Origin of the sequence: Mesorhizobium sp. L-2-11, assembly GCF_016756595.1 — a bacterium.
Classification (GTDB): domain Bacteria; phylum Pseudomonadota; class Alphaproteobacteria; order Rhizobiales; family Rhizobiaceae; genus Mesorhizobium.
Map to the genome: position 1 here is coordinate 5,478,630 of NZ_AP023257.1, position 24,896 is coordinate 5,503,525.

The 24,896-nt window shown below is 61.7% G+C and carries 27 protein-coding genes; 6 read left to right on the top strand and 21 right to left on the bottom strand.

Going from position 1 to position 24,896, the window contains the following annotated elements:
* Positions 1-4 precede the first annotated feature (4 nt).
* The 11 genes from JG739_RS26190 to JG739_RS26235 form a co-directional block, all read right to left on the bottom strand.
* Positions 5-604, bottom strand: coding sequence for a F0F1 ATP synthase subunit B (locus JG739_RS26190; RefSeq protein ID WP_202364039.1), 600 nt, complete (start codon positions 602-604; stop codon positions 5-7).
* A 77-nt stretch (positions 605-681) separates the two neighbouring features.
* A complete protein-coding gene (locus JG739_RS26195) occupies positions 682-906 on the bottom strand; it encodes a F0F1 ATP synthase subunit C (protein ID WP_023799397.1) in 225 nt (74 codons plus the stop codon).
* An 82-nt stretch (positions 907-988) separates the two neighbouring features.
* Positions 989-1,747, bottom strand: coding sequence for a F0F1 ATP synthase subunit A (locus tag JG739_RS26200; protein ID WP_202364040.1), 759 nt, complete (start codon positions 1,745-1,747; stop codon positions 989-991).
* A gap of 70 nt (positions 1,748-1,817) precedes the next feature.
* On the bottom strand, positions 1,818-2,216 hold the full coding sequence (locus JG739_RS26205) for an AtpZ/AtpI family protein (protein WP_202364041.1): 399 nt from the start codon (positions 2,214-2,216) through the stop codon (positions 1,818-1,820).
* 242 nt (positions 2,217-2,458) lie between these two features.
* Positions 2,459-3,643 (bottom strand): cell wall hydrolase, encoded by a 1,185-nt coding sequence (locus JG739_RS26210; RefSeq protein ID WP_202364042.1) that lies wholly within the window; start codon positions 3,641-3,643, stop codon positions 2,459-2,461.
* A gap of 257 nt (positions 3,644-3,900) precedes the next feature.
* Positions 3,901-4,791: an SDR family NAD(P)-dependent oxidoreductase gene (locus tag JG739_RS26215; protein WP_202364043.1), complete on the bottom strand. Its 891-nt coding sequence runs from the start codon at positions 4,789-4,791 to the stop codon at positions 3,901-3,903.
* Entirely contained in the window at positions 4,788-5,567 is a 780-nt protein-coding gene (locus tag JG739_RS26220; protein WP_202364044.1) for a hypothetical protein, read from the bottom strand. The genes JG739_RS26215 and JG739_RS26220 overlap by 4 nt, the downstream gene beginning before the upstream one ends.
* A 10-nt stretch (positions 5,568-5,577) precedes the next feature.
* On the bottom strand, positions 5,578-6,165 hold the full coding sequence (locus tag JG739_RS26225) for a protein-S-isoprenylcysteine O-methyltransferase (RefSeq protein ID WP_202367651.1): 588 nt from the start codon (positions 6,163-6,165) through the stop codon (positions 5,578-5,580).
* 160 nt (positions 6,166-6,325) lie between these two features.
* Positions 6,326-6,910 (bottom strand): hypothetical protein, encoded by a 585-nt coding sequence (locus JG739_RS26230; protein ID WP_202367652.1) that lies wholly within the window; start codon positions 6,908-6,910, stop codon positions 6,326-6,328.
* 141 nt (positions 6,911-7,051) lie between these two features.
* The gene (locus tag JG739_RS35560; RefSeq protein WP_244749584.1) at positions 7,052-7,189 is read right to left on the bottom strand and encodes an ABC transporter; all 138 of its coding nucleotides are present in this window, start codon (positions 7,187-7,189) and stop codon (positions 7,052-7,054) included.
* Between the two features lie 199 nt (positions 7,190-7,388).
* Positions 7,389-7,985 carry a L,D-transpeptidase gene (locus JG739_RS26235; protein WP_202364045.1) on the bottom strand — a complete coding sequence of 199 codons (597 nt, stop codon included), beginning with the start codon at positions 7,983-7,985 and terminating at the stop codon, positions 7,389-7,391.
* A 188-nt stretch (positions 7,986-8,173) separates the two neighbouring features.
* On the opposite strand from JG739_RS26235, the gene JG739_RS26240 reads away from it, so the two are divergent.
* Positions 8,174-8,929 (top strand): SDR family NAD(P)-dependent oxidoreductase, encoded by a 756-nt coding sequence (locus JG739_RS26240; protein WP_202364046.1) that lies wholly within the window; start codon positions 8,174-8,176, stop codon positions 8,927-8,929.
* Positions 8,930-8,970: 41 nt separating this feature from the next.
* Here the strand turns inward: JG739_RS26240 and der are convergent, their stop codons facing one another.
* The gene (gene der, locus JG739_RS26245) at positions 8,971-10,401 is read right to left on the bottom strand and encodes a ribosome biogenesis GTPase Der (protein WP_202364047.1); all 1,431 of its coding nucleotides are present in this window, start codon (positions 10,399-10,401) and stop codon (positions 8,971-8,973) included.
* Between the two features lie 3 nt (positions 10,402-10,404).
* The gene (locus JG739_RS26250; protein WP_027152289.1) at positions 10,405-11,070 is read right to left on the bottom strand and encodes a tetratricopeptide repeat protein; all 666 of its coding nucleotides are present in this window, start codon (positions 11,068-11,070) and stop codon (positions 10,405-10,407) included.
* Between the two features lie 288 nt (positions 11,071-11,358).
* On the opposite strand from JG739_RS26250, the gene JG739_RS26255 reads away from it, so the two are divergent.
* Positions 11,359-12,357: a polysaccharide deacetylase family protein gene (locus JG739_RS26255; RefSeq protein WP_202364048.1), complete on the top strand. Its 999-nt coding sequence runs from the start codon at positions 11,359-11,361 to the stop codon at positions 12,355-12,357.
* Between the two features lie 23 nt (positions 12,358-12,380).
* On the opposite strand, the gene sbmA is transcribed toward JG739_RS26255, so the two are convergent.
* From sbmA to JG739_RS26270, 3 genes are all read right to left on the bottom strand, one after another.
* Positions 12,381-13,658 carry a peptide antibiotic transporter SbmA gene (sbmA, locus tag JG739_RS26260; RefSeq protein ID WP_202364049.1) on the bottom strand — a complete coding sequence of 426 codons (1,278 nt, stop codon included), beginning with the start codon at positions 13,656-13,658 and terminating at the stop codon, positions 12,381-12,383.
* Between the two features lie 122 nt (positions 13,659-13,780).
* Positions 13,781-14,941 carry a YbfB/YjiJ family MFS transporter gene (locus JG739_RS26265; protein ID WP_202364050.1) on the bottom strand — a complete coding sequence of 387 codons (1,161 nt, stop codon included), beginning with the start codon at positions 14,939-14,941 and terminating at the stop codon, positions 13,781-13,783.
* 378 nt (positions 14,942-15,319) lie between these two features.
* Entirely contained in the window at positions 15,320-15,532 is a 213-nt protein-coding gene (locus JG739_RS26270) for a hypothetical protein (protein WP_202364051.1), read from the bottom strand.
* 97 nt (positions 15,533-15,629) lie between these two features.
* On the opposite strand from JG739_RS26270, the gene JG739_RS26275 reads away from it, so the two are divergent.
* From JG739_RS26275 to JG739_RS26285, 3 genes are all read left to right on the top strand, one after another.
* Positions 15,630-16,544, top strand: coding sequence for a LysR substrate-binding domain-containing protein (locus JG739_RS26275; protein ID WP_202364052.1), 915 nt, complete (start codon positions 15,630-15,632; stop codon positions 16,542-16,544).
* Between the two features lie 83 nt (positions 16,545-16,627).
* Positions 16,628-17,884, top strand: a complete 1,257-nt coding sequence (locus tag JG739_RS26280) for an aminopeptidase (RefSeq protein WP_202364053.1) — start codon at positions 16,628-16,630, stop codon at positions 17,882-17,884.
* A 95-nt stretch (positions 17,885-17,979) separates the two neighbouring features.
* On the top strand, positions 17,980-18,336 hold the full coding sequence (locus tag JG739_RS26285) for a DUF488 domain-containing protein (RefSeq protein WP_202364054.1): 357 nt from the start codon (positions 17,980-17,982) through the stop codon (positions 18,334-18,336).
* A 147-nt stretch (positions 18,337-18,483) separates the two neighbouring features.
* Here the strand turns inward: JG739_RS26285 and JG739_RS26290 are convergent, their stop codons facing one another.
* The 5 genes from JG739_RS26290 to JG739_RS26310 form a co-directional block, all read right to left on the bottom strand.
* On the bottom strand, positions 18,484-19,551 hold the full coding sequence (locus JG739_RS26290; RefSeq protein WP_202364055.1) for an ABC transporter ATP-binding protein: 1,068 nt from the start codon (positions 19,549-19,551) through the stop codon (positions 18,484-18,486).
* Between the two features lie 31 nt (positions 19,552-19,582).
* Positions 19,583-20,308 (bottom strand): SDR family oxidoreductase, encoded by a 726-nt coding sequence (locus tag JG739_RS26295; protein ID WP_202364056.1) that lies wholly within the window; start codon positions 20,306-20,308, stop codon positions 19,583-19,585.
* Positions 20,309-20,372: 64 nt separating this feature from the next.
* Entirely contained in the window at positions 20,373-21,878 is a 1,506-nt protein-coding gene (locus JG739_RS26300; protein ID WP_202364057.1) for an ABC transporter substrate-binding protein, read from the bottom strand.
* 59 nt (positions 21,879-21,937) lie between these two features.
* A complete protein-coding gene (locus tag JG739_RS26305) occupies positions 21,938-22,810 on the bottom strand; it encodes a carbohydrate ABC transporter permease (RefSeq protein WP_202364058.1) in 873 nt (290 codons plus the stop codon).
* Position 22,811: 1 nt separating this feature from the next.
* Positions 22,812-23,699 (bottom strand): carbohydrate ABC transporter permease, encoded by an 888-nt coding sequence (locus tag JG739_RS26310; protein WP_202364059.1) that lies wholly within the window; start codon positions 23,697-23,699, stop codon positions 22,812-22,814.
* A 155-nt stretch (positions 23,700-23,854) separates the two neighbouring features.
* Between JG739_RS26310 and JG739_RS26315 the strand changes: the two genes are divergently transcribed.
* Positions 23,855-24,775: a sugar-binding transcriptional regulator gene (locus JG739_RS26315; RefSeq protein ID WP_202364060.1), complete on the top strand. Its 921-nt coding sequence runs from the start codon at positions 23,855-23,857 to the stop codon at positions 24,773-24,775.
* The last annotated feature ends 121 nt before the right edge of the window (positions 24,776-24,896 follow it).

Below are 24,896 nucleotides of genomic sequence, written 5' to 3' on the forward strand. Positions count from 1 at the left end.
CTCCTCACCGGGCCACGGATTTGACGGCTGCCGCGATCTCGGCCTTGCTGGCCTTGCCGCCGACAAGCGCCTCGACGATTGCCGAAGCCGTGTCCTCGGCGATCGTGCCGACTTCCTTCATGGCATTGGCCTTGATGGTCGAAATGCGAGCCTCGGCTTCGCCAAGCTTCTGGTCAAGCGCTGCCTCGACCTTCTTGCGGGCGGCTTCGGCTTCCGCCTTGGCGGCATCGTTGGCTTGCTGGCCGATCGCATTGGCCTTGGTCTTGGCCTCCGCCAGTTCCTGCTCATAGGCGGCAACGGCGGCATCGGCCTCGCCCTTCAGCCTGGCGGCATGGTCGAGATCCTGGGTGATGCGATCGTTGCGGACATCGATGATGCCGCCGACACGCGGCATCACCACCTTCTTCAGGAACAGGTAGAACAGCCCAAAGGTGATCGCCAGCCACACAAGCTGCGACGGGAATGTCGCCGGATCGAATGGCGGGAACACGCCGTGCGCCTCGGCAGGCACACCGGTGCCGGAATGCGTATCGCCTTCCGTGCCGGTATGGCCGCCTTCGACGGCGGGCGCGGACTCTTGCGCAAAGGCAGATGTCACGAACATGGACTATCCCCTGATGTCAGGCCTGCCGCCGATTTGCGGCCGGCCCTTGCAATTGCCAATGTTAGCCGAACAAGGGCTCAGCCGAACAGGGCCAAAAGCGCGATGAGCAGGGAGAAAATGCCCAGCGCTTCAGTCACGGCGAAGCCGAAGATCAGGCGGCCGAACTGGCCATCCGCGGCCGACGGGTTGCGCAATGCGCCCGCCAGATAGCTGCCGAAGATGTTGCCAAGGCCAATACCGGCGCCACCCATGCCGAGGCATGCGATGCCGGCGCCGATGAACTTTGCTGCTTCTGCTTCCATGTGTTCAACTCCTTTGGATCTAAAAATTCCGTTGCGATTTCTATCCCGGCAGCGGGGCCGGAAACTCTTGGGTCAACCTGGGTCAGTGCCCGGGATGCAGGGCGTCGTTCAGATACATGCAGGTCAGCACGGCAAAGACGTAGGCCTGCAGGAAGGCGACCAGCAGTTCCAGCGCCGTTAGCGCCACGGCCATCGCCAGCGGCAGAACCGATCCGGCAATGCCGAGCGTGCCAAGCGCGCTCAAGCTCACCACGAAGCCCGAGAACACCTTCAGCGTGATGTGGCCGGCCAGCATGTTGGCGAACAGACGAACGGAGAGGCTGACCGGACGCGAAACGAAGGAAATCACCTCGATCAGCACCACCAACGGCAGCAGGTAAACCGGCACGCCATGCGGGACGAACAGTTTCAGGAAACCAAGGCCATGCTTCATGAAGCCGTAGACGACGACGGTTCCGATCACCAGCGCGGCAAGGCCGAAGGTGACGATGATATGGCTGGTGACGGTGAAGAAATATGGAAAAAGACCGAGCAGATTGGCAACGAGCACGAACATGAACAAGGAAAATACCAAGGGAAAGAACTTCATCCCTTGGGTTCCGGCTGCTTCCCTCAGCATGTTGCCGACGAATTCGTAGGCCATTTCCGAAACCGACTGAAGACGGCTGGGAACGAGGCTGCGGCTCGAGGTGCTGAGATAGAGGAACGCCGAGGCAACGGCGACAGTCGCGACCATGAAGAGCGCCGAATTGGTGAACGACAGGTCGTAGCCGCCGATCTCGATCGGAATCAGCTTGTTGATATGGAACTGGTGGATCGGATCGACCTTGTCAGCAGCCACTTTAAATCCCCGTCAAAGCCGCGCGCGGCTTTTGTGTCCTGTTCACTGCGCCGGCAAGCGGCGCCTCAAGTCATTCTTTCGGATCGCGGGTTTTGTCGCCCTGTCCGAATTCCGCCATCAGTCCCGCGGAGCGCAGGACATTGAGCACGCCAGCGCCAAAACCGAGCAGCAAAAAAACGATCAGACCCCATGGCGATGTCCCCGCCACACGGTCGATGATCCAGCCAAGACCAGCACCAACCACTATCCCGGCGATGAACTCGCTGGATAACTTGAGCGCCTGGCCATATCCGGCCGCACTGCCCGCTTTCGCGTCGTCTTTCCCCTCGAGCCGGTCCGGCCGCCTTGTCGCAAGCGATGCTTCAAGGTCGCGCCGGCGGCGCTCAAGATCGTCGTCGCGGATATCGGCTTGACGCTGTTTGCCGCGGCCGGTTTCTCCGGTTCCGTCTGGCCCATTCTCGTCGGCCATCGCAACCCCTTTGCCCGGTCAGATCGTCACCGTCCGTCCGCTCTTAAGTCGCCGGCAACATAGTTAGAGGGTCCCCGCCCGTCAAGCCACGGGCAGGACTTCAGCCTCAAGTATTTTTCCAATGAAAATCAAGAGCTTGCCAGGGTGCGACATCGTGCCCGCTACTGCCGCTGGCGTACCGCGACCGAATCCCCGCGGCGACGGGTGTTCGATCGGCCGCGGCCGGGGCCTTGCCGGAGCGCTCAGCTCCAGCCGCCGCCATAGGTGCGATAGAAGATGTGCAGGCCGATCCTGGTCATTTTTTTCATCGTCCGCGCCCAACCCGGGTTGACGTAGTTGGCGTAGTAATGGGTCGACGATCCGACTTCCGGGATGAAGATCTTGCCGGCAGTGACCGCCATGGCGATGTCCTGCGCGGTCTTGTAGTGGGCCGGACTCTGGATGCGCTTCTTCCTGCCGTCGCAAGCGAAGGAAAACTGGCAGCGGTTGAACCATTTGTCGTTCTGATAGACTACGCCGCAGATCGAGTTCGGATAGGCCGGATTGCGAACGCGATTGAGGATGACCTGGGCGACGGCGGCCTGGCCGCGCACTGATTCCCCGCGCGCCTCGAAATAGATGCCGTTGGCGAGGCAAGCCTGTTCCGGCTTGGAGAAGACGCTCGCCGGCAGCGGAGTTTGCATCCACGAATGATCGCCCTTGGCCACCGGCGGAATGAAGCGGCCATCGTTCGGCTTCTCGTCCTGAAGCAAGGCCTCGAAGGGCGAAGCCTGGGCATAGTCAGGCGCGGCCGCTGCGTAGGCCGTCGCCAGGATGTCCGGGCGATCGTTGTTGACCAGCGCGGCCAGCATGGCCGGCACGCCGGGATCCGGCTTCTTGTCGACGCGCCTATGGAACGCGGCGGCAATCTGGATCTCCTTGCCTTTGATCTCGGGCTTGGCGAAAGCCATTTTCAGGCCACTGTCCATGCTCGGACGAAGCAGCGAGGAGGAGCGCTCAAACACCGAGCCGGCATTGAAGTTCTTCGGTGGCGCGACCGGCGAGACGATGATGATGCGGCCCTTCTTGTCGGCGCGCAGGATGCGGTCCTCGTCGGGCGTCGTGCTGGCGACGCTGCCCTTGCCGCGAAACGACACGGCGCCGATGCCGGGCAAGCGGACGCCGGAACCCGAGATCGAGCCGGTGGTGTCGGAATCGAGGAAAGGCATTTCGGCGGCATGGACCGAGCCGGCGACGGATTTCTCGACATAGGCGTTCCAGCGGGCGTTCGGCGCCTTGAGGCCGGAAACCAGGCTCGCCATGTCCTGGTAGGCGATGACATTGGGAAAGCCGACCCAAATGCCAAGTCCAATGACCAGAGGAGATAGAAAGGAACGTCTTTTCTCACCGGCGAAAGCGACAAGCCGCTTCAAAACACGTCGATGCACGGAACTCTCCAGAAACGCAACGGACCCCACTGGAGAGGCACGATGATGCATTAACCTTGATGGGGCGTTAACGGAGTGCGACAGCCAATCATTTCAAAGGCTTTGTTGGAAACGGCTCCAACGCTCGCAATAACCGCTCCGCAGAGCGCTGTTCAGAGATGGAGGGATTCTCCTCTATGCCAAGAACATGTTTAACGGCCCGCCATCAGCGAGCCGTCTCTTGCTTCAATCAGGTTTTTCCATGGCGTGCTCGTCCGTCAGGGGGTAATTCCCCGCGGGCCCCGGCGCAGCTGGATCTGGCGGGTACCGCAGCATTTCTTGAACTTCATACCTGAACCGCAAGGACATTGATCATTCCCGCTGCGTTGCAGCCGACCGACCAGGGGCAGCAGCGCTGCGGAAGGCAGGAGCGTCGCCGCAAGGGCCACCAACTTGGCCGAGATTCCCGGCACGACGAGGCGACGACCGGATTTGAACCCTCGCCACGCGCGTTCGGCCACATAGTCCGCATCCACCTTGGGCAAGACGTTGAAGAGCACCGTCTGACTGGCGCCTGACCTTGCGAGAAACTCCGTCGACACCGGGCCTGGAGCCACGCATGTGACCGTCACACCGGTTCGGCGCAATTCCTGGTGAAGCGCCTCAGAGAAGGAGCGCACGAAACCTTTGCTGGCGAAGTACAGAGCCATATAAGGTCCGGGAAGGAACCCGGCCACAGAACTGAGATTGAGCACGCCGCCCCGCCGGCGCGCCACCATTGCGGGCAGAAAATGAAGGGTCAGTTCTGTGAGGGAATGTATGTTGAGATCGATGATACCGAGTTGACCATCAATGGGCAGCGCCGTCGTCGCGCCCCGCAGGCCATAGCCGGCGCTGTTGACCAGGACATCACAGACCAGGCCATGTGCGGACAGAAAGCCCTCTAGTCGCGTTGGCGCATCACCTGCCATGAGATCCAGCTCGAGCGTGAATGCCTCGCCACCCGCCTCCCGAACCTCAGACGCGGCGGCGGCCAAACCCTCTGGCGAGCGGGCAACCAGCACAACCGCGCCGTGCTCGCGTGCAGCGACGCTCGCAATTGCCCGGCCAATTCCACCCGAGCCGCCAATCACAACGACGGCCGGCCGGAAGTCACGGTGCGAAATCACGTCGCGTTCCTCCGTCTTGCAGGGGCGGCAACACCTTGACCGAGCAGCACCACTTCATTGGCGACAGTGCCGTTCAGGATCTTTTCGAATCGCTCCAGCGCTCGTGCGACGTTCGCTCCATCCATGACCCGGTGATCGTAGTGGATGCGGACATTCACCGATCCGTCTTTGCCGATCGGACCGTAGTTTAGCAGCGTGGTCAATGGTGTCAGCGGGTTGAGTGATTCCGCACCGAGACCAGAATAGACGGACAGTTGGAAGGTACCGAAGTAATTTGCCCTTTGCCGGGCGATGTTCAACCCTAGCCACATAAGCAGCCACCTGACTGGCGCGGGCGCACCTGCCATCCGCAAGGCACGTCGGAACTCCGGGACCTCGAGGATCGGCCGTGATCGAGCCGCGTGGATGGACCCCTCAAGTTCGGTGATGGAGTAGCGTTCCGGGTACTTGATGCAGCTCAGCAGAACGGCCAGCTCGCCGTCATATTCGCGCTCGTGGGCAATCGAGGCTACGCTTGCCGGATACTCGTAAAGCTGCGGCCAGGGCAACTTGACATAGGCGCGCCGCAGCTCCGGCATTTCCAGGGCGAGAAGTGCATATCCTTTCAGGAAGATCGCGGTCCACGAAGGCCTGGTCTGCTGCGCCATTCTAGCCCTTAGAAGTGGGCCGAGGTTCATCTGACGCTGCACCGCGACCCGTGGCACGCCGATCGAAAACCTCATCAGATCGCCAACAAGGCGCCGGGGCGCCGAAAGCTTGATGGCTCGGCCTCGCATCAAACGACCTCTAGTAAAGATAAGGGAATATTCGCTTGGTCCTTTCCATATAGGCACGGTATTGCGGGCCTATATTCTCCAGCATCATACGCTCTTCCTTATCCACTCTCAGCAGGAAAAGCACGGCGAAACCAATCAAACCGGATATGCCCGCAACCCAGTTCGGCAGCAGAAAGGCCTGGCCGAGCCCCATAAGCAGGAACGAAGTGTACATCGGGTGACGGACCAAGGCGTATGGCCCGGCGCTGACCAGTTCATGCCGTTCGCGAATCTCGAGCGTGATCGACCAGTTACGGCCAAGTTCCTTGTGGGACATGCGAAAAATCCACAGCGCGGAGCAGAAGATGATGGTTCCGAGCGCCACCGACCATAGGCTGGCCGGATGGTCAGCCGCTGCGGGGATGCCGGTGGCGACATAGAAGCCAGGCAGAATCGCCAGGCCAAGGAGAGCCGATGCAAGCCCGACGGTGTCGGAACTCGAGCGGCCGCCAGCTACGATTCGCACGCGCTTTGCCCGGCGCTCGAACGGATACCGGATCACGTACCAAGCAACGAGGCCGACCACCCAAATGATCTCGCCAAGTGAAGCTACAGAAATGGTCACTTCAGGTCACCGGAGCTTTTTTTTCGATCTGGGACCACAAAAAGCCGTCGCAACTATGTCACCGTCCGAGTTGTCGACCGATAGACATTCAGAGCGCGTTGCTTTCGGATTTGACCGGGCGAATGGCGCGAAAGCGGGATTTGCCAATCGCATTTCAACCCCCGTTCATCTCCCGAAGCTTGGTTATGAATTGTTGCGGCCGGAGCCAGGTACCGGGGGTCTTATACCCCATCGATCTGGCGATGTCCGCTACGAATGCGTTGCAGTTGTAAAGCGAGGCGTGCCAAAGTGGAGAACTGGCCTGCAGTTTTCGTATGCTCGCGACGACTTCCCTATATTCGGCTTCGGTAAGTAAAACTCGCCAGCTTGCCGACCGGTAGGCATCTTCCAGGTCGCCGTCCGTCCACCCGGTCGAGGCTGGCACGGGCGCCACATGGCCGAGAACATAGACATTGGGATCATCGGACTTTGGAGCGAGCCCCGCGACTTCGGGGTTGACCATCCGTCCCGCCTGGTTCAATCGTCCAAAAATCACGTAGGAATGGCCATAGGTAAGGGCGTACCGGGAGCGGAACTCGATGAAATGCCGTTGGGCCGCGCGCGCCGGCATCGCCGCGGTTCTCAGTGCCCGATCGTTGGACACAAAAGTCGGCTGCGGCTTGTTGTCTTGCGACTGGCATGACGCCGCGACAAGCGCGAGCAGGGCCACAAGTGTTGAACGGCCACTTACAAGCGTCATCTCATCCAGACTCCGAGGGCCGCACACCTGGTGCCAGCCTTTGCCCGCCAACCGCAGGTAGGCTGCGAATCCGGCCTTGGCCCCTGCATATCGATGGGGAAGGGCCTGGCGGCCCTTCCCCAAATCTCCGAAAGCCGGTGCTTATTTAATCACGGGCTCTTCTACGGCAGCGGGTTCCGGCGGAGGAGCCTTCCCCTTTCCTTTACCGATCCCGTTCGCGCAGCCGCTCAGGCTGGTAACGGCGAGGGTAGCAACCATTACAATCAACATTCTGCTCATCAAGCAATCCTTTCCCCAGGGGCGGAACAGCCTATAGAATCGCCACAAATAAAAAGATATGCAGCCCCGCCAAGTTAGCTTCGATCTACACCAAAGCCTAGTGCAGAAATGCCACAGTTGCCACCTGGTTGCAGGCAACAGTTTTGCGGTGACGTGCCGGCAGGGCTCACCATCCAACGGAGATCAGGCCTGCCCACCATCAAATAACCACCACCGTCGTGCCCAAAGGAGTACGGTCGTAGAGGTCAATGATGTCGTCATTGATCAAACGGATGCACCCGCTCGATACCGCTGTGCCTATCGTCCATGGCTCGTTGGTACCATGTATCCGGAAGTGAGTGTCGCGCCCGTTGCGGTAGAGATAAAGGGCACGCGCACCAAGCGGGTTGTTTGGTCCGCCAGGGACCCCTCCTGCATACTGCACCAGGCGCGGCTTGCGCCTCATCATGTTGGCGGTGGGTGTCCAAGACGGCCAGTCCGCCTTGCGGGCGATGGTCGCTGTACCCTTGAACGAAAGTCCCTGCTCGCCGACGCCGACGCCGTAGCGCGTCGCCCACCCGTCGCCCTCGACGGCATAGAGAAAACGTTGCGACGTATCGACGACGATTGTTCCAGGCGGCTCGTTGCCGTCGTACCGCACATGCCGCCGTCGGAAACGAGGATTGAGGCCATTCCTTGGTCCGAATGCTGATGAAATCGGCTCCGTCACCTCTCGTAACGTCGACGTACATCCGGAAAGCATCAGAGCCAGACTACCCAGCACGAGCCCGCGGCGCGCAATGTCGTGTTCTTCCATTTTTACCTGCTAGGAAACTGGTCAATCTACCCCACCCTCGTCTCTACCATTCCCGGGCCTGCGGGCCAAGTCTCGCTGTGTGGTGGCAAAATGAATTCACAGGATTGGCAAGCGAATTGGAGCGAAACTTCTTGCGATAACCGTCTGCCTCTGTTCGGTTATGTCACAATGGGCATAGGACAGAGACGATGAAGCCTGACTTCCATGGGAAAGTCGCGATTGTGACCGGCGCAGGCTCCGGAATAGGAGCGGCTGTTTCACGGCAACTCGCGCAGGAAGGAGCCGAGGTCGTTGTCGCCGACCTTGATGCCGAGGCCGCGCGCCGCATGGCCGCCGAAATAAGCGCGCAAGGGGGCAGGGCCCACGACTTTGCGGTCGATGTCACGGATGCGGCAGCCGTCGAAAAGCTGGTCGAGTTCACTGTCCAGAAATGCGGCGGACTGGACATGGCGGTAAACAATGCCGGCATCGACGGCGTTCGAAAAGCAACGGCAGACTATCCGCTCGACAACTGGCACAAGCTGATAAACGTCAATCTGAATGGCGTCTTCTACAGCATGAAGTACGAAATCGCCGCCATGCTGGATCGAGGCGGAGGCGCCATCGTGAACATGTCCTCGATTCTCGGTTCCGTCGGCTTGCCGACTGCGTCCGCATACACGGCAGCGAAACATGGGGTCGTTGGACTGACCAAGGTTGCGGCGATCGAATATGCGAGGATGGGCATCCGGATCAATGTCGTCGGCCCTGGCTGGATCGAAACCCCTCTTTTATCGGAGCAAGTGGAGACATTAGCCACCCGGCGCATGGCAGCCCTTCAGCCGATGGGCAGACGCGGCAAACCGGAAGAGGTAGCGGCTCTTGTGTGCTTCCTGTTGTCCGATCAGGCCAGCTTTATCACTGGCAGCTACCATCTGGTGGACGGAGCTTACACCGCCCATTAAAGCGCGTCACGGCTGATGCCGGCGCCCGGAAGACGCAGCGCTCAGCGGCGTTTCTTCGCCTTGCCGGCGAACGGATTTTCCGAAGTGCGCAAGGCGATGCGGATCGGCACGCCGGGCATGTCGAAGGCTTCGCGCAGACTGTTGGAGAGATAGCGGACATAGGATTGCGGCATCGCGTCCGGCCGCGAGCAGGACACGACAAAGCCCGGCGGCCGCGTCTTGGCCTGGGTGACATATTTGATCTTCAGCCGGCGACCGGCGACGGCGGGCGGCGGATGGTGCGCCAGGATGCCTTCCAGCCAGCGGTTGAGCTTGCCGGTCGAGACGCGGCTGTTCCACACTCTGTGCGTCTTGATGACGGCATCCATCAGCTTGTCGAGGCCGCGCCCGGTCTCGGCCGAGACCGGCACCGCCTGGATGCCGCGCGCCTGCGGCAACAACCGCTCGGTCTTCTCGCGCAGTTCCGCCAGTAGTTCCTGGGGATGGTCGATCATATCCCATTTGTTGAAGGCGATCACCGGCGCGCGGCCCTCGCGGATGATCAGGTCGGCGATCTGCAGATCCTGCTTCTCGAAGGGAATGGTGGCGTCGAGCACGATGATGACAATCTCGGCAAAGCGGATGGCGCGCAGGCCGTCCTGCACCGACATGACTTCCAGCTTTTCGTGAATCCGGGCCTTGCGGCGCATGCCGGCGGTGTCGAACAGTTTCAGACGCCGGCCATGCCAGTCCCAGTCGACGGAAATCGAATCGCGGGTGATGCCGGCTTCCGGACCGGTCAGGAGCCGCTCCTCGCCGATCAGCGCATTGATCAGCGTCGATTTGCCGGCGTTCGGACGGCCGACGACGGCGATGCGCATCGGCTTGGTATCGTCATAGCTCGGCTCGGCATCCGGATCGGTGATGTCCTCGCCGATCAGCACCTCGCTGGCCGCGGCCTCCTCATCGGCATCCTCTTCTTCGCCGAAGGCGCGCGCCTCGCCCAGTGCTGATATCACCGCATCGCGCAAATCGGGCAGGCCCTGGCCGTGTTCGGCCGAGACCGGGATCGGCTCGCCAAGGCCGAGTTCCCAGGCCTCCAGCATGCCGCCCTGGGCGCCGCGCGCTTCGGCCTTGTTGGCGACCACGACAACCGGCTTGCCGGACTTGCGCACGATCTCGGCGAAGGTCTTGTCGTCAGGCATCAGCCCGGACTTGGCATCGATGGTGAAAAAGATCAGGTCGGCTTCGCGGATGGCGATCTCGGTCTGGGCGCGCATGCGGCCCGGCAGCGTCGAAGCAGCAGCATCCTCGAAGCCGGCAGTGTCGATGACGTCGAAATGCAGATCGTAGAGCTTGGCGGCATGGACGCGACGGTCGCGGGTGACGCCCGGCGTGTCGTCGACAAGCGCCAGCTTCCTTCCCACCAGACGATTGAAAAGGGTTGATTTGCCGACGTTAGGCCGGCCGATGATGGCGACTTTGAACGTCATCCGTCACGACACATTGCCCGACCCACGGATCAACTCGGACATCAACGTCGCCCGCTCGCGCGCGTTGCGCGGGGCGCTGTCATCCGAGGCGATCTGGTCGAACAGTTTCAGTGCGTCCGTCGCCTTGCCTTCCTTCCAGGCGGCAAGGCCGAGCGCCTCGCGCGCGGTATGGCGCAGCGGATTGGTGTCGGCGGTGAGCGTCTCGACCCGGCTCGAGACATCGGCGAACGAACCGTGGTCGACGAGCAGCAGCGCTGCCCTGAGGCGCGCCATGTCGCGAAGGCCTGATGGAATGTCCGTATCGGCGGCGACCTCGTCGAAGTCCTTGACGGCGGCAGCGACGTCGCCCTTATCCGCCTTGACGGTTGCCGCTCGCATGCGGGCGAGCAGCGGATAAGCGCCGTAGCCATCTTTTTCCAGCGCATCGAGGGCCGCCAGCGCTTCGTCGCTCTTGCCCTCATTGGCGAGCTTCAGCGCCTGCGAGAAGGCATCGCCTGAGCGATTGGCGCGGGTCTCGTCCCAATAGCGATAGCCGACGAAGGCGGCGGTGCCGACCACCACAAGTATCGCGAGCGCAAGCAAGGCAGGACCAAAACGGTCCCACAGCGCATGCGCCTGATCGCGACGCATCTCTTCGTTGACTTCGCGGATAAAACTGTCGTCCGACATCTCAAAACCATCCTGCCCGCCTCAGGGCGGTTTAGAGCGACGTGCGTCCATGGAAAGTACGCTCTAACACTTTGAATTTGCGCATCGTGCTTCCTGAAAATCAATTCTGCACTTCAGGCCGATGCGGCGTTTTAGCGAAATTTTGCCGGCATGGAAGGGGTTCGACCGGAAAATCGGCTAATCGCCGGGCGGCGATGTACAGGACGACCGAAAAGGGCGACCGCACCGACGCCACATTTCGCCGATAGCCGGTGCGCGAACCCTCCTCAAAATCCAGATCAGACACTGATGCCTCGTTTGTCCCGCGCTGTTGCGTTTTCGATCGCGTCGCTTGCTGCGGCGGGCGCTGCTGTCGCCGACCCGCCAGCGCCGGTAAAGCCGAAGCAGGCCGTCCTCATCTCGTTCGACAGCGCCCGCGATATTTCGCAATGGAAGCGCAGCCGGGCGCTGGCCCAGCGCACCGGCGCCCATTTCACCTATTTCGTGTCCTGCGTCTTCCTGCTCTCGCCGGAGACGCGCAAGCAATACACGGCGCCCGGCGGGACATCAGGCAAATCCAATATCGGCTTCGCCGCCTCAAAACAGGAAATCGCTGACCGGCTCGAGCAGATAAACCTCGCCGCCTCGGAAGGCCATGACATCGGCAGCCACGCTTGCGGCCATTTCGACGGCAAGGACTGGAACAAGGCCGACTGGCTGAGCGAGTTCAGTTCGTTCAAGCGCATTCTCGAAAACGCCTATTCGATCAACGCCATTACCTCCGAACCCGCAGGCTGGCGCGAAATTGCCCGTAAGGCGGTTGGCTTTCGCGCACCCTATCTGTCGGCAAACAAGGCGCTTTACGAGGCGCTGCCAAAGGCGGGCTATTGGTTCGACGCAAGCGGCGTGTCGCGCGGCCCTGCCCGGCCACCGACCAGCGACGGCATCACACGCTTCTCATTGCCGCAGATTCCGGAAGGTCCTGACACAAGGCGGGTGATCGCGATGGACTACAATCTCTATGTCAGGCATTCCGGCGGGTTCGAGCGGCCGAGCCAGGCGGACGAATTCGCCAACCGGACCTATGACGCCTTTCGCGCCGCCTTCGACGCTCAATACCAGGGCAAACGCATTCCGCTGGAACTCGGCTTCCATTTCACACTGATGAATGACGGCGCCTACTGGAATGCACTGGAGCGCTTTGCCGGCGAGGTCTGCACCAGGCCCGATGTCGAGTGCCTCAGCTATCGCGACTATGTTTCGCGGCGACGTGACGGCGAAAAGCAGGCGTCGGTGGGCGCTGACTAGAAGCGCTCGCCGCCCACTACTCCTCAACTTACCGGCTGATCCTCAGGCCGCAAGCCGGCTCGCTCCCGCTCCAGATAAGCCTGGTCGATTTCCGGCAACGGCGCCCCTTCAAGCGTCGCCTCGAAGGCGCGCAGGCGCTTGTAGATGGAGATCAGTTCGACGATGGTCGGCCAGGAATTCACGAGATATTGGAACGAAGTGGCGACTTGAGAAAAGGCGGTGACAATCTGCTGAAAAAGTCCAAAGGTTATCTTACCAAGAGCTAGTGTCGGAACAAGAATGAGCGTGGCAAAAACGTTGTCCACCTGGAGATATAGATAACGCACCATGTCGAAATAGACATAGTGAGCGTATAGCGTGAAGTAGTTCTTCCGAACATTGCCGAAAAGCTCGGCCAGCGTTGGTGGCTGCGCGCGTGCCGTATCGTCCTCGCCGAGGACAAGTTCCTTGCGCAGCGCGGCTTCAACACGCTGATTGCGAAACTCCAACCCAGGCAACTTGACGCCAACGACTGCCAGCAAGCCGGTGCCAAACAGAGACCAGCCGATCGCCGCGATGACCAGCGGATAAGGGATTGCGCCGACGATTGGGAGCGTTGCAACATGGACGGAAAGGGAGGCCAGCACGGGCAGGAATGCAATCAGGGTCATGATGGAGTCGATGAAGTTCACTCCGAGCCCCTGCATCGTACCCGAAAAGCGCATCGTGTCGTCCTGAACGCGCTGCGACGCCCCTTCGATATGGCGCAGCCGCGGCCAGTAAGCGGTAAAATAATCGTTCATCGCGGTGCGCCAGCGAAAGACATAATGCCTGACGAAAAAGACGTTCAAGACCGCAATCGACATATAGAGCAGCGCCAGCGACAGGAATTGCCACACTCCATAGTAGAGCTCAGCAGGGGGGACTGATCCAGGTGTGGTGAGCGCCCTCTGCACCATGTCGTAAAACATGCCGCGCCAGTCATTGAGCGCCACGCTGATCTGGACGATGAAATTGGTGACGAAAATGATCAAACCAGAGCCAAGGATCGACCAGTTCTGCCAGCGATGCGGGGAATACAGCGCCCAAAAAAGGTAGAATACGCCCATACCGGCGAAGAAATAGCCGTAAAACCAGAGAAATGCCGGCGTCAGGAATCTTATCGGGCTGATGACTGGCGCTGCTTGCGGGTCGACCGGCGGCATGCCGAGCATCGTGCCAAGGTGTTCGCCGCCGAAAAACCACAGGAGGACGAGCAGAAGGCTCCATACGACGGCCGAAATGAAAAACAACTTCGGCTGCGGGAAGAAGGATACGAACACGTTGGGGAAATCCTCGGTCGATGCGCAAATCAGTGGCGTTGCTGTTCAGCGGGCATAAGGTCACACATCGAAAGCAATGAAAATGGCCGGTGCGCGATGCCCGGCCCCGAGCAAGACCACAATCATGGCGATTTTGGCGCAGCCGACCAGATGACCGCGCCAGAGACCAGCAGCACGGCGGCGGCCACGATCGATGCGAGGAAGAAGTCGCCCGAGGCTTCGGCAAGCAGCCCGGCGACGATCGGACCGATGATCTGGCCGAGGCCGAAGGACGCCGTCATCGACGCCAGGATCCGGCGTGGCGCTTGCGGGGCAAGCTGCCTTCCGCTCTGCAGGCCGAGCGCGGTGATGGCGATGAAGGTGCCGCCAAGCAGAAACCCGCCGAGCAGCGGCCCAATGTGTCCGCCCATAGTGACGCTCGCGCTGACCCCGACCACCTCGACGAGGCACCCCCAGGCATAAGCCCGGTAGAGCCCGATCTTTGCCGCGATCTTCTGCCACAGCCAGACCGAGGGAATTCCGGCAAGGCCGGTGACCATCCACACCACGGCCTCGAAGACGCGGCCGCCGCCGCCCTGCCGGACGATGGCGACCAGGAACGTCGCCGTCACGATATAGCCGAAGCCGAACAGCCCGTAGGCGACAATGACCTTCACCAGCGACCGGTCCTTTGGCAGCGCCGGTTCGCGGCCATCGGCGCCGTTGGCGGTCGCAGTGCTGCCGAGCAGCAAGGCCACAACGGCAATCGCGCAGGCTGAGATCGCGGCGGACCAGAACCAGCCCGCCGACCAGCCGGCCTGTCCGGTGACGAGTACTGCCATCAGCGCCGAGGACGCTGCTATGCCAAGGCCGACGCCGCCGAAATGCAGCGCCTGCAGGTCGTTTCGGCCGGCCGCGGCGAGATGGCCGAAAACAATGCTGGACATGAACACCAGGACGAAGGCGCTGGCCACACCGGCCAGAAAGCGGATGACGAGAAAAGCCGACATCGTGTCGGCCAGGCCCATCAGCCCGGTGAGGACTGCGGTGGCGGCAAGACCGCCAAGCATCAGCAGGCGCTCGCGACCGTGCGCCCAGCCGCCGACGGCTGCGAGCGCGCCAACGAGATAGCCGAGATAGTTGGCGGATGCGATCCAGCCGGCATCGGCCGGCGACAGGCCAAGTTCCTGCATCATGCCGGGCAGGATCGGCGTGTAGACGAAGCGGCCGATGCCCATGGCGACGGCCAGGGCAATCATGCCGGCGAAGGCGAGGCGCAGAGGGGACGGCGAAGCGGCTTTCATTGCGGTGCACAATAGGTGCACGAGCCGGTGAGACAATCCGCTTCTTGTTGGGCCAGAGAGGGTTGCAAGGACTCTATTGAAGCGCGCAGTGATACAGGACGAGCGTCGGCGCTCTACGGCGCCCCCCTCTGTCCTGCCGGACATCTCCCCCACTTGGGGGAGATCGGCGGCTTCGGCGCCGGCTCTCCATTCTTCAATCTCGGATATTGGCGAAAGCGGCGATGACGGCCGATCTCCCCCCTCGTGGGGGAGATGCCCGGCAGGGCAGAGGGGGGCGCGAAGGATCGTCGACGTTCGTTCTGTACCGCCGCGGCGCTCGAATACGCCTACGGTGCAGGTCCGCTGCGGCTGAAATCCTCCGTACAGAGGATTCGACTTTTAATTAGACCCGAAAAGGACTGAACGCGTCTCGTAGGCCGTGCGCCGGGCCGTCAGCCGGAACGGCAGGTCGCCGAGTTCGCGCTCCGACATGCTGTCGAGCACAGGATGCGACAGCGGATCGGTTGCCCATCGGGTGGCCTCGCTTTCATGCGACCGGCTTTGCCGCGCGCCGGCAGCGGAAAAGACCCCGAGCAGTGACAAAATCTTCATCGCATTGTTCCTCTACAGGTCTGCTTCTTCCTTAAAATTTGCCGTTCCGCCTTGTATTTCAATTGAGATTTCAACCATGGCGGTTTAGAAAAACTGTATGGGTATGCTCAATCGCGTCCACCTCAACGGCCTGCGCGCCGTGGAAACCGTCGCCCGCCTGGGATCGCTTTCGGCTGCGGCGAGCGAACTCAACGTGTCCGCCAGCGCCGTCAGCCAGCAAGTCAAGCGGACGGAAGCGCAACTTGGCCAGGCGCTGTTCGAACGAACGGCAAGCGGTCTGGTGCCGACCGAATTCGGCACCGTCTTCACCGCCCGGCTCGGGGCAGGTTTCCGCGAGCTCGCCCAAGCCGTGGCGCTCGCCGACGAGGCCTCCGAATGCACGCTGGTGGTCTCGGTCGCGCCGGCCTTTGCCTCGAAGTGGCTGCTGCCTCGACTGTCACGTCACTTCGCCCTGCATCCGAATGTGCTTTTGCGCATCGACGCCTCGGTGCGGATTGCCGATCTCGATCGCTCGGACATCGACATCGCCATCCGGCTTGGCGACGGCAAATGGCCGGGCGTGCGCGCGGAGCTGCTGCTGGCGCAGGAAGTCTTCCCGGTCTGCGCTCCGGTGATCGCCGACAAACTGAAATCGATCGAAGATCTTGCCTCGACTTGCGCGATCACCGACGAAAAAGCGATGATCAGCTGGGAAAGCTGGTTCGAGGCGGCCGGGGTAAAGCCGGTCAGCTTCCTCAAGGGCGCGCGCTTCACCGACCCGATGCTTTGCCTGGAATCGGCGATCGCCGGCCACGGCGTCATGCTCGGCTGGCAGTTGCTGACGGCTGACGCTCTCGCCGACGGCCGGCTGGTCGCGCCGTTCGGCGTCCGCGCCGAGAGCGGGCTGGGCTACTGGCTGGTCACCTCGGCCAGCAAGAGCGAGAGCCGCAAGGTGCGCGATTTCAAGCTCTGGATCCGCGAGGAGATCGAGGCAACGATGGCGCAGTTCGGCGCGCTCGCCGGCGCGGCCTGAGCGGGCCCGGTCGATCACGGTGGAAAGACCGACGGCACCGGTCTATGTAAGAACCAGACTCCCACATCGCGACAGGCAGGATCATGACCACACATTCGCGCGGCGTTGCCGCAACGATCGACCCGGTGAAGCTCGACAGGCTGGCAGAAGTCGCCATCAAGGTCGGGCTGCAATTGCAGCCGGGACAGGATCTGGTGCTGACATCGTCGATCGCAGCGCTGCCTTTGACGCGACGGATCGTCGAGCATGCCTACAAGGCGGGCGCCGGCCTGGTGACGCCGATCTTCAACGACGACGAGATGACGCTGGCGCGCTTCCGCTATGGCGCCGATGCCGGTTTTGACCACGCCGCGGGCTGGCTTTACGAAGGCATGGCCAAGGCCTTCGCCAACAATGCGGCGCGGCTGGCGGTGCGCGGCGAGGATCCGTCGCTGCTGTCGGCGCAGGATCCGGCAAAAGTAGCGCGCGCCAACAAGGCAAACTCGATCGCCTACCAGCCGGCACTGGAAAAGATCACCGGCTTTGACATCAACTGGAACATCGTCGCCTATCCCGACCTGGCCTGGGCCAGGCAGGTATTTCCCGACGATGCCGATGACGTCGCCGTGGCAAAACTCGCCGACGCCATCTTTGCCGCCTCGCGGGTCGATGTCGATGACCCGATCGGCAACTGGACAGCGCACAATGCGGCTCTGCGTAGCCGCACCGAATGGCTGAACGGCCATAATTTCCATGCGCTGCATTTCACCGGACCCGGCACCGACCTGACCGTCGGTCTGGCCGACGGCCATGAATGGATGGGCGGCGCCTCGACCGCCAGGAACGGCATCACCTGCAACCCGAACATCCCGACCGAGGAGGTTTTCACCACGCCGCATGCAAGGCGCGTCGAAGGCCATGTTACGAGCACCAAGCCGCTGTCGTACCAAGGCACGCTGATCGACGGCATTGCAGTGCGTTTCGAGGCGGGCCGCATCGTCGACGCCAAGGCCAGCCGCGGCGAGGATGTGCTGAAGAAAGTGCTCGACACCGATGAAGGCTCCCGCCGGCTCGGCGAGGTCGCCTTGGTGCCGCATTCCTCGCCGATCGCGGCGAGCGGCCTCTTGTTCTTCAACACGCTGTTCGACGAGAATGCCGCCTGCCATATCGCGCTCGGCCAGTGCTATTCGAAGTGCTTTGTCGACGGCGCCTCGCTCACGCAGGACGAGATCGCGGCGCGCGGCGGCAACAAGAGCTTCATCCATATCGACTGGATGATCGGTTCGGACAAGGTCGACATCGACGGCGTCGGCAAGGACGGCGGCCGCGTGCCGGTGATGCGCAAGGGCGAGTGGGCGTAAGGGCGAGTGGGCGTAAGCAGCCGCCAGCAAGCCGTCATGGCCAGCAAGACGTCATGGCCAGCAAGACGTCATGGCGGCCAACCCCGGAGTTGGCAATGAAACGGGATATCAGGGTCAGACGCATCTACGAGCCGCCCTCGCCTGGCGATGGGCAGCGGGTGCTCATAGACCGCGTATGGCCGCGCGGCGTCCGCAAGGAAGACGCCGAACTGACGCTATGGCTGAAGACCATCGCGCCAAGCGATGAATTGCGCAAATGGTTCGGCCACGATCCGACGCGCTGGATGGAATTCCAGCAGCGCTATCGCGGCGAGCTCGACAGGAACAGCGAGGCGGTCGGCCAATTGCGCGCCCTGCTCGACAACGGCCGGGTGACACTGCTCTACGGCGCCCAGGACGAACTGCACAACAACGCAGTGGCTTTGGCCGATTATCTCAGCCTGAAGGGCTGAGGCAGCGCGCTGCCGGATCACATCCGCGCCTTTGTCGCTAAAGCGCGTCGCATTTGACCGGCCTCACGCGACGCGCTTTAGGTTGTTGGTTTTATGCATGTCGTTATCGCAAAACCGCTGCACACTTTTGCGCGACATGCATTAATCTCAGGCGACACGCAGTTCCGTGGCCGCATCGAAGAGGTGCACCTTGCCCGGCAGCACCGAAAGATTGATCGCGGCGCCGGCGTTGCGGCGCTCGTCACGCGGCACCACGGCGACGGCATCGTATCCCGCCACGCGCAAATGAATCTGGACATCCGCGCCGGTCGTTTCGGACAGCACGACCTCGCCCTTGATCTCACCCGCATCCGAAATGCCGAGATCATGTGGCCGCACCCCCATGATGACCTTTTGGCCTGGTTTTGCCTTGATCTGCGGCGACAGGCCGATCGACACGCCTTCGGCGACGAAGCGAGGACTGCCGCCTGCGGTCTCGACAGCGCCGGCGATGAAGTTCATCGACGGCGAGCCGATGAAATCAGCGACATATTTCGAGTTCGGGCGCTCATAGACCTCATCGGGCGTGCCGATCTGCATGATCCTGCCGGCGTGCATCAGCACGATCTTGTCGGCCATCGTCATCGCCTCGATCTGGTCATGGGTGACGTAGATCGTGGTCGTGCCGAGACGGTTGTGGAGTTGGCGGATTTCCACGCGCATATGCGTGCGCAGCTTGGCGTCGAGATTGGAGAGCGGCTCGTCGAAAAGGAAGACGGCGGCATTGCGCACCATGGCGCGGCCCATGGCGACGCGCTGGCGCTGGCCACCCGACAGTTCCTTGGGATAGCGGCCGAGGTAGGGTGTGAGATTCAGGATTTCCGCCGCCCATTCGACCTTCTTCCTGATCTCCGCCTTTGGCACTTTCGCCACTTCGAGGCTGAAGCCGATATTGTCGAACACCTTCATCGTCGGATAGAGAGCGTAGTTCTGGAACACCATCGCGATGTCGCGGTCGCGCGGGTGAACATCGTTGACCCGCCTGTCGCCGATCAAGAGGTCGCCGCTGGTCACGCGCTCGAGGCCGGCTGTCATGCGCAGCAGCGTGGTCTTGCCGCAGCCCGACGGCCCAAGAAGCACGACGAATTCACGGTCGGCAATGCCGAAGGAGATGTCCTTCATCACCTCGACATGCCCGAAACTCTTGGCGATGTTCTTGTATTCTACAGTGGCCATTCTGTCTCTCCAGACGCCCGGTTACGGGTCGTCAGTATTTCTGCCTGGTCGGCGTGATGACGATTTCCTGCACGAGAGCGTTTTGTGGCATTTGGTAGGTGTGCAGCATGAGGTCAGCGACGTGCTCCGGGCCGATGCCGCCGCCGATCTTGAGCTTGTTGGCCTTGTAGTTGGCGAGCGTCTGCGGATCGAGGACGCCGCTCAGAACCTCGGTTTCGATCACCCCGGGCGAAAGCACGACGACGCGGACGTCATAGTCGGAAAGATAGTCGCGCAGCGATTCCGACACGGCGTGAACGAAGAATTTCGTCCCGCAGTAGACCGTATGATCCGGATAGATTTTTCGGCCGGCGATCGAACTCATCATGAACAGCGTTCCATGACGGCGCTCCATCATGCCCGACATCACGGCGTGGACCGAATTCAGCACGCCTTTGGTGTTGATGTCGATCATCTCGTCCCATTCCTCGGGCGGCTGGCGGCCGATGTCGGCAAGACGCGCAATGCCGGCATTGGCAAACAGCATGTCGACCGGTCCGTATTCGGCTTCCGCCTCCTTCACCGCGGCCGCGATCGCGGCGCGGTCGCGGACATCGACCTGCCGGGCCATGCTGTCGGGCAGGTTCAGCGCCTGCATGCGCTGCAGACGGCGGGCCATCATCAAAACAGGGTGGCCGGCGCGCGAAAACACCTTGGCGACCGCCTCGCCGATACCAGAACTGGCTCCCGTCACTGCTACAAGCTGTTTTCCAGCCATGGCTTTTCCTCATGGAAGTTGTCGATACGCCGGGGTGGCGGCCTAAGCCGCCACCCCGGAACATTCAGCCCTTGGCGACGAGATCGTCGACCTGGGTTTTCAGGGCGTCGAGCGACTCTTTGGCCGAGCCCGACTGGCCGGCGAAGTATTTGCCCAGCGCAACCGGGATCATATCGCTTGAGAGTTCTGCCCACGCCGGCAGGTCGGGCTCGGATCCCATGTAGTTGGCGATGGTGTCGCGCACGACCGGCAAATGGCGGGTCGTGCCGGCGCCGACACGGGCATTGGCCAGCACGCGCGGATCATCATAGACGCTGGTGCGCGTTGGCCCCGTACCGCCGCCCAGAACGGTTATCAGCGCCTGGGTATCGGCTGAGGTCGCCCACTGCATGAAAATCCAGGCGGCGTCCGGGCTCTTCGAGTATTTCGATACCGCGAGCGAAGAACCGCCCTGGTGACCAACGCCCGGGATTTCGCCGAATCCGGTCTGCTCGACGGTGCGCAGTGTCGCAGCAGGTTTCGGCGGAACCATCGCTTCCATCAGACCGGAGACCTTGGAGGCCTTGGGGTCGTCGAAGAACGGGAAGAATTCGCCCCACGACAGCATCGAGGCGGCGACGCCCTGGCCGACCGACTGGCCCTCGCCATCCCATGTCCAGCCGTCGACGCCGGGCGGCATCGTCTTCTTGAGCTTGTCCCAGTAGGCCATGGCGGCCAAGCCGGCTTCGTCATTGCCGGTGAACTTGCCGTCGGGGCCGAAAATCGAACCGCCATGGCCCCAAAGCCACGCCGTCCAATCGCATTCGAGGCTGTAATGGCCCGATTTCATCTGGCCGCTGGTGCCGTACATGTTGGGGCCCTTGGCGTCGGTGATCGCCGCAGACGCCTTCAGCAAATCGTCCAGCGTGGCCGGAGGCGGCAGCTTGAGCTCGTCCCAGACGTCCTTACGGTACTGCATGATGAAGATCGGGATGTCGTAGGGCACGCCGACCATGCGGTCCTCGTACATGGCGATGCCGTCGACGAGCGGCTTCAGGAAGTCGTCGATGTTGTAGTTCGGCATTGCCAGGTCGGCGTTCTTGAGCTGCTCACGCGGATCGAAGACGTCCTGGCTGAAGCTCGCTGCCCAGCTCTGGTCGATATAGTAGAGGTCGTAAGTTCCGAGGCTCGAGGCCACGTCGAGGGTCAACTTTTGCAGCACCTGCTCGAGCGGCAGCACTTCGATCTCGACCTTGATGCCGGTAGCCTCCTCGAAATACTGCTTGAGCTGCGTGGCGATGGCATTCGACGGCGGCGTCGATTCGGTGGCGAGACGAAGCGTCGTTCCGGCAAAGGGCTTGCCGACATCCGACAGCCATTTGGTGATTTCGGCGCTGGGCTTCAGTTCCTGTTCCTGAGCCGATGCCTGGCTGATGCCGTAGAACGGACGCCGTCCCAGGCCCATGCCGAGCGCGCCGGCGCCGAGGCCGAGAATGCCTGCTGCGCGAAGAAACGAGCGGCGGTCCATCTGTCCGCGAACGAAGCGGTCGGTGACAGAAGCAAGATGCGCCTTTCTGATGCTGTCTTTCATTGTCTACTCCTCCGGTTTAATTCGCGATTTTCACAAGGCTGCGAATTCGAGCCTCCCATCTATTGTTTCAACGATCCCATCGTGAGACCGCGCACGAGGTGCTTCTGAACCAACAGAATGAAGATGAATGCGGGAATGATGGATGCGGCGCCAAGCGCGGCCATGTTGCCCCAGGCGGTGCCGATCGAGGTGACGAAGGTCGACGAGACGACGGGCACGGTCTTGAGCGACGTGGTGGTCAGGGTCAGCGCGAAGAGGAATTCGGTCCAGCTGAAGATGAAGCAGAGCACCGCCGTGGCGGCGATGCCGCCCTTGGCCATAGGCAGCACGATCCGGCGAAAAATCATGAAGCGGCTGGCGCCATCGACGATGGCGCTCTCGTCGATCTCGGAAGGAATGTCGTCGAAGAAGCTCTTCATCAGGAGGACGGCGAGCGGCAGGTTCATCAGCGCGTGGATCAGCACCATGCCGGTATAGGTGTCGATGAGACCGAAATTCTTGTAGATGAAGAACATCGGCACCGCGACCGCGACGGGCGGCATCATGCGCGTCGACAACACCCAGCCGACGAAACTGTGCCGGCCGCGGAAGTTCATGCGCGACAGGGCATAGGCGGCAAGCGTGGCGATGGCGACAGCGAGCACGGTCGACAGCGTCGCGATGACGATCGAATCCCAGACGCGGGGCGCCATGTAGAAATTGCCGCCGCCCGGCGTCACGGTGATGCCGCCGCTGCCCAGCGAAATCCCGAACACCTTCTGGAAATTGTCGAAGGTCGGCGTGAAGGCGAACAGTTTCGGCGGCCGGTTGAAGATGTCGTTGCCGTGTTTGAACGCTACCGAAGTCCAATAGGAGATCGGAAAGAAGAAGATTGCGACCACAACCCAGGCGGCGATGGTGCGAAGCATGCGGGCCGAGAAGGAGCCGTTCATTCTACCACCTCACCTTGGCGATACGGATGAAGAGGTTGGCAATGACGAGGATGATCACCAGGGTGACGAGGCTGAGCGTGGCTCCATAGCCCCATTTCACGAAGCTGAACGTTTGCTGCCATGCATAAAGGGAAAGCGAATAAGTCGACGCTCCCGGCCCGCCGGAGGTCATGACGAAGACGTAGTCGAAGACGCGGAACAGATCGATGCCGCGGACCAGCACGGCGATGGCAATCACCTTCGACATCATCGGCAGGGTGATGCGCCGGAAAATCTGGAACGGCGAGGCGCCGTCGATCATCGCGGCCTCGTAAGGCTCCGGCGGCAGCGCCCTGAGACCGGCAAGGAAGATGAGCACCATGAACGGCGTCCACTGCCAGATTTCCGCGACGAGAACGCCGGCAAGCGCGGTCGACGCGGTGGCGAGGATGGGGTTGTTTGAATTGAGCAGTCCGATCGACTGCAGGAGATAGCTGATCACGCCGAACTGCGGATCCTCCATCAGCAGATACATCATGCCGACAATGGCCGGCGGGATGACGAGCGTCATCGTCAGCACGCCGCGCAGGAATCCGAAACCGAAGCCGTCGCTGTCGAGGAGCAGCGCGATCGCCATGCCGAGCACCAGTTCAAAGACCAGCGCGATGGCGAAATAGGTGAAGGTGATGACCAGCGACTGCCAAAACCGCGTGTCATTCCACAGCTGCACCCAGTTTTCCGTTCCGACGAATTCGAGCGCCCGCCGGCGCGGGACGAACTCATGGAAGCTCAGCCAGATGTTGTAGATCAGGGGATAGACGGTGAAGACAAGCAGGATCGCCACCAGCGGCAGCAGCCAGGGCAGCGGGTGATCCGAAATGACGAAACGTCTGGCCTGGGCAACCCGCACGCGTTCCTCCCGAACCGCTTCGTTTTGCGATGCACAAATGTTCATATCTTGTGCATTTGTTCAAATGCTATATCGTCGCCCTGTCTGTGGCAAGCACTTGTTGGCCGGCTACAGCGGCATTCGGATGGGTGCGCCACAAGCATCGGAGAACCCTCATGACGTCGATCGGTCTGCTGGCACGGGTTGCCCACCAGTATTTCGTGCTGGGCGAAACGCAGCAGGCCATCGCCGAGCGGCTGCAGATCAACCGCACCAAGATCCACAGGCTGCTGGCCGAGGCGAAGGAGCGCGGCATCGTCTCGATCCGTATCAATGCCGGGACGTCCCAGGCGCTCGAAATGGAAGAACAGCTCAGGCGGAAGTATCGGCTCGACATATGCAGCGTCACACCCAACGATACCGGGTCGGAGCTCGGGCTCTCCGAAGTGATCGGCATCTATGCCGCGCAGACGGTCGAGACGCTGCTCAAGGACGACATGACGGTCGCCATGGCGTGGGGCCGAACCATGCGATGGCTCGCATCCAACATCGAGCCGGTGGCGCTCAGGAACGTTACCGTCGTGCCGCTTCTCGGCTCGCTGTCGCGCCGGTCGTCGATCGACAAATACGACGCCGCCGCCGTCTTTGCCCAGCGCACCCAGGCCGAATCCTACTATCTCCCCGGACCGATCATCTGCGACAGCCGCGAAAGCCGCGAGACGATCCTGCAGCAGCCGAGCGCGCGCGAGGTCATCCAGAAGGCGCTGAACGCCGACCTTGCGCTGATGAGCGTCGGCGGCACAACCAGTTCGACGCTGCGGAGCGTCGGTTACATGACCGACGAGGAATTCGACGATGTCCTGAGACTGAAGCCGATCGGGAACTTCCTCGGCTATTTCTTCGATCGGGACGCCGAACTCATCGACCATCCCGTCAACGAGCGCATTGTCGGGGTCCATCCTCGCGACACGCTGAACATTCCCAAACGCATCCTCGTTTCCGGCGGAAAGAACAAGGTCGGCATCATGGCCAAGCTCCTGGAAAAGGGATTCTTCACCGGCCTCATCACCGACCAGGAGACGGGCAGCTCGCTGTGACCGGCCGGGATTGCGGCCGCAGCCGAAGCTGCAGTCCGGTTTTGCCTGGTGCAACGCGCCGGCTTTCAGCTGAAAGCCAACTGGCAGCGAATCTTCCCTAAGCCGTCCCTGGTTCGGTTCC

What these genes read in the sequence shown, in the direction of transcription:
- JG739_RS26190 (WP_202364039.1), bottom strand. Translation starts at nt 604, where the DNA reads ATGTTCGTGACATCTGCCTTTGCGCAAGAGTCCGCGCCCGCCGTCGAA.
- JG739_RS26195 (WP_023799397.1), bottom strand. Translation starts at nt 906, where the DNA reads ATGGAAGCAGAAGCAGCAAAGTTCATCGGCGCCGGCATCGCATGCCTC.
- JG739_RS26205 (WP_202364041.1), bottom strand. Translation starts at nt 2,216, where the DNA reads ATGGCCGACGAGAATGGGCCAGACGGAACCGGAGAAACCGGCCGCGGC.
- JG739_RS26220 (WP_202364044.1), bottom strand. Translation starts at nt 5,567, where the DNA reads ATGCGAGGCCGAGCCATCAAGCTTTCGGCGCCCCGGCGCCTTGTTGGC.
- JG739_RS26230 (WP_202367652.1), bottom strand. Translation starts at nt 6,910, where the DNA reads ATGACGCTTGTAAGTGGCCGTTCAACACTTGTGGCCCTGCTCGCGCTT.
- JG739_RS35560 (WP_244749584.1), bottom strand. Translation starts at nt 7,189, where the DNA reads ATGAGCAGAATGTTGATTGTAATGGTTGCTACCCTCGCCGTTACCAGC.
- JG739_RS26235 (WP_202364045.1), bottom strand. Translation starts at nt 7,985, where the DNA reads ATGGAAGAACACGACATTGCGCGCCGCGGGCTCGTGCTGGGTAGTCTG.
- JG739_RS26240 (WP_202364046.1), top strand. Translation starts at nt 8,174, where the DNA reads ATGAAGCCTGACTTCCATGGGAAAGTCGCGATTGTGACCGGCGCAGGC.
- der (WP_202364047.1), bottom strand. Translation starts at nt 10,401, where the DNA reads ATGACGTTCAAAGTCGCCATCATCGGCCGGCCTAACGTCGGCAAATCA.
- JG739_RS26250 (WP_027152289.1), bottom strand. Translation starts at nt 11,070, where the DNA reads ATGTCGGACGACAGTTTTATCCGCGAAGTCAACGAAGAGATGCGTCGC.
- JG739_RS26255 (WP_202364048.1), top strand. Translation starts at nt 11,359, where the DNA reads ATGCCTCGTTTGTCCCGCGCTGTTGCGTTTTCGATCGCGTCGCTTGCT.
- JG739_RS26265 (WP_202364050.1), bottom strand. Translation starts at nt 14,941, where the DNA reads ATGAAAGCCGCTTCGCCGTCCCCTCTGCGCCTCGCCTTCGCCGGCATG.
- JG739_RS26270 (WP_202364051.1), bottom strand. Translation starts at nt 15,532, where the DNA reads ATGAAGATTTTGTCACTGCTCGGGGTCTTTTCCGCTGCCGGCGCGCGG.
- JG739_RS26275 (WP_202364052.1), top strand. Translation starts at nt 15,630, where the DNA reads ATGGGTATGCTCAATCGCGTCCACCTCAACGGCCTGCGCGCCGTGGAA.
- JG739_RS26280 (WP_202364053.1), top strand. Translation starts at nt 16,628, where the DNA reads ATGACCACACATTCGCGCGGCGTTGCCGCAACGATCGACCCGGTGAAG.
- JG739_RS26285 (WP_202364054.1), top strand. Translation starts at nt 17,980, where the DNA reads ATGAAACGGGATATCAGGGTCAGACGCATCTACGAGCCGCCCTCGCCT.
- JG739_RS26290 (WP_202364055.1), bottom strand. Translation starts at nt 19,551, where the DNA reads ATGGCCACTGTAGAATACAAGAACATCGCCAAGAGTTTCGGGCATGTC.
- JG739_RS26295 (WP_202364056.1), bottom strand. Translation starts at nt 20,308, where the DNA reads ATGGCTGGAAAACAGCTTGTAGCAGTGACGGGAGCCAGTTCTGGTATC.
- JG739_RS26300 (WP_202364057.1), bottom strand. Translation starts at nt 21,878, where the DNA reads ATGAAAGACAGCATCAGAAAGGCGCATCTTGCTTCTGTCACCGACCGC.
- JG739_RS26305 (WP_202364058.1), bottom strand. Translation starts at nt 22,810, where the DNA reads ATGAACGGCTCCTTCTCGGCCCGCATGCTTCGCACCATCGCCGCCTGG.
- JG739_RS26315 (WP_202364060.1), top strand. Translation starts at nt 23,855, where the DNA reads ATGACGTCGATCGGTCTGCTGGCACGGGTTGCCCACCAGTATTTCGTG.